We start from the raw sequence: 2,708 nt of genomic DNA on the forward strand, positions 1-2,708 counted from the left end.
CTGTAATACAGCCAGGTGATGCTGCTGCCGATCAGGTACGAGGCCGCCATGGTGTTGAACAGCAGGTTGAACTGCACCACCGAGGAACCGAACAGCGTCGGGACCATCAGCGTCAGGATCTTGCGGACACCGGCATGGGCGAAATCGAGCCTGGGCCTCGGCAGCAGCCCCAGCCTCGCCAATGCCGGCAGCTGGAACCCCAACTGCAGGATGCCGGCGGCGAACACGCCCCACGCCAGCGCCTTGACCGACCCGCCCATCAACGGAGCCAGCCCCAGCGCTGCGGCGATCATCGCGACGTTCAGCAGGACCGGGGACAGCGCGGGCACCGCGAACCGCTGGTAGCTGTTGAGGATGCTGCCCGCCAGCGAGGCCAGCGAAATGAACAGCGCGTAGGGAAAGGTGATGCGCAGCATCTCGATGAACAGCGCATGCTTCTCGCCCCCGACCTCGAAGCCGGGCGCGATCACCCTCGTCAACCACGGCGCCGCCAGCAGGACCACCGCGGTGACCACCAGCAGGGCCGCCAGCAAGGTACCCGCGACCCGGTCCACCAGGTTCCTGACCGCATCCTGCCCGTACTTCTCCTTGTATTCGGCCAGCACCGGCACGAAGGCCATCGAGAACGACCCCTCCGCCGACAGCCGCCGCATGAAATTCGGGATGCGGAAGGCCGCAATGAACACGTCCATGGCCGGGTTGGCGCCAAAGACGATGGCGTAGACCTGATCCCGCACCAGCCCGGAGACCCGGGACAGGAACGTCATGGAACTGAAGATGGCGGTGGAACGAAGCAGCCGGTTACCGCTCATCGCCCCCCCTCTGCCCGGGGACGACCCAGGTTGACGCAACCCATTGAATGCCCCATAATTTCCGGCTCAATTTACCCGTCTTCCGTTCACCCCCTGAATTCTCTCAGGTATTCACCAGGAATCCCACCGTGGCCAATATCAAGTCCGCCAAGAAGCGCGCCAAGCAGACCGTCGTGCGCAATGCGCGCAACGCCGGTCAGCGTTCGATGCTGCGCACCGCCGTCAAGAAGGTCCTGAAGGCGCTCGACGCCAATGACGCCGCCGGCGCCCAGGCCGCGTTCGTCTCGGCCCAGCCGATCCTCGACCGCCTCAGCTCGCGCGGCCTGATCCACAAGAACAAGGCTGCCCGCCACAAGAGCCGCCTGAACGCCCGCATCAAGGCCCTGCAAGCGGCCTGATTCACGGCGGTACGCAACGCGAAGACACGGAAACCCGCCGAAAGGCGGGTTTCTTTTTGGTGCCTGGCGCCCATTGACGCCCTCGCCTCGCCGAGGGTCTGATGCCTGCGCCTAGCCGACCGGCGATGGCGGCGTTCGCTTCTGCAAGGCAGCGGTGGAAGCCGGCAAGACCTATTACTTCAGGACCCACATCATCGACGGCATCTGGGGACTCTCGCCGGTGCATCAGGACGCGCTAGCCGGCAAGGATTTCGAAGGATGGGACAAGGGTACCCGGCTGACGATCAACAGCCCGAAGTCGCTGGAATGGGGAGAGGCCAATCTCGAAAGCGCCACCCGGCGCCACAAGGCACTGGAACCCCAGGTGATCGCCGATTCCGCCTCGCTGCGCGTGCAGGACGGCCGCTGATGCTCGATCACGAGAAACGAAAAACCCGCCTTCCGGCGGGTTTTTCGTTGCCACTCAACCCTCGCGGGCGGCCTCGTCGGCCTCTTCCTTCTGCCGATCGAAGAACGCCATCACGTCCTTCATGATCGGCCAGGTGCCCTCGCGGGAGATGGCGGACACCTGGTACCAAGGCTGTGTCCAGCCCAGGCTGGCGATGATCTCGGCAGCGCGCTCTTTCGCCTCGTCCTCGAACATCAGGTCGGCCTTGTTGAGCACCAGCCAGCGTGGCTTCTGCAACAGCTCCGGGTCGTGCTTTTCCAGCTCGCGTTCGATGGCGCGGACCTGCTCGACCGGATCGACGTCCTCGACGCCGCCTTCCATCGGCGCCATGTCCACCAAGTGCAGCAGCAGGCGCGTGCGCTGCAGGTGGCGCAGGAACGTCGCGCCCAGGCCGGCACCGTCGGCGGCCCCCTCGATCAGCCCCGGAATGTCGGCGATCACGAAGCTGCGATGCGCTTCCACGCTGACGACGCCGAGATTCGGGTACAGCGTGGTGAACGGATAGTCGGCCACCTTCGGCGTCGCCGCCGACACCGCCCGGATGAAGGTGCTCTTGCCGGCATTGGGGAAGCCCAGCAGCCCGACATCGGCCAGCAGCTTGAGCTCCAGCTTCAGCAGGCGCTCTTCACCCTCCTCGCCCGGCGTGGCCTTGCGCGGCGCACGGGTGATCGAGCTCTTGAAATGCATGTTGCCAAGGCCGCCCTTGCCGCCCTTGGCGACCAGCAGGCGGTCGCCGTGTTGGGTCAGGTCGCCGATGACTTCATCGGTACTGACATTGGTGACGACCGTGCCGACCGGAACGGTGATGGTCAGGTCGTCGCCCGCCTTGCCGTACATCTGCCGACCCATGCCGTTCTCGCCACGCTGGGCGCGGAACTGGGTCTGGTGGCGGAAGTCGACCAGCGTATTGAGGTTCTCGTCGGCCTGCAGCCAGACGCTGCCGCCGTTGCCGCCATCACCCCCGTCCGGTCCGCCCAGCGGAATGAACTTCTCGCGCCGGAAGCCCACGCAACCGTTGCCGCCGTTGCCGGCGCCGACCAGGATTTCTGC

At 65.5% G+C, this 2,708-nt stretch carries 4 protein-coding genes; 2 read left to right on the forward strand and 2 right to left on the reverse strand.

All coding sequences use genetic code 11. The annotated features are described in order from the left end of the window. Positions 1-812: murein biosynthesis integral membrane protein MurJ (murJ, locus tag AC04L7_RS16190; protein WP_475513412.1), on the reverse strand; the 812-nt coding region annotated here is incomplete at its 3' end. 128 nt (positions 813-940) lie between these two features. Between murJ and rpsT the strand changes: the two genes are divergently transcribed. Continuing rightward, entirely contained in the window at positions 941-1,210 is a 270-nt protein-coding gene (rpsT, locus tag AC04L7_RS16195; protein WP_062355047.1) for a 30S ribosomal protein S20, read from the forward strand. A gap of 154 nt (positions 1,211-1,364) precedes the next feature. After that, positions 1,365-1,619 carry a hypothetical protein gene (locus tag AC04L7_RS16200; RefSeq protein WP_435999637.1) on the forward strand — a complete coding sequence of 85 codons (255 nt, stop codon included), beginning with the start codon at positions 1,365-1,367 and terminating at the stop codon, positions 1,617-1,619. A 54-nt stretch (positions 1,620-1,673) separates the two neighbouring features. Here the strand turns inward: AC04L7_RS16200 and cgtA are convergent. After that, on the reverse strand, positions 1,674-2,708 hold a 1,035-nt coding region (gene cgtA, locus AC04L7_RS16205; RefSeq protein WP_475513413.1), incomplete at its 5' end, for an Obg family GTPase CgtA.

The sequence above is a fragment of the Pseudoxanthomonas sp. LjRoot204_2 genome, assembly GCF_056175765.1.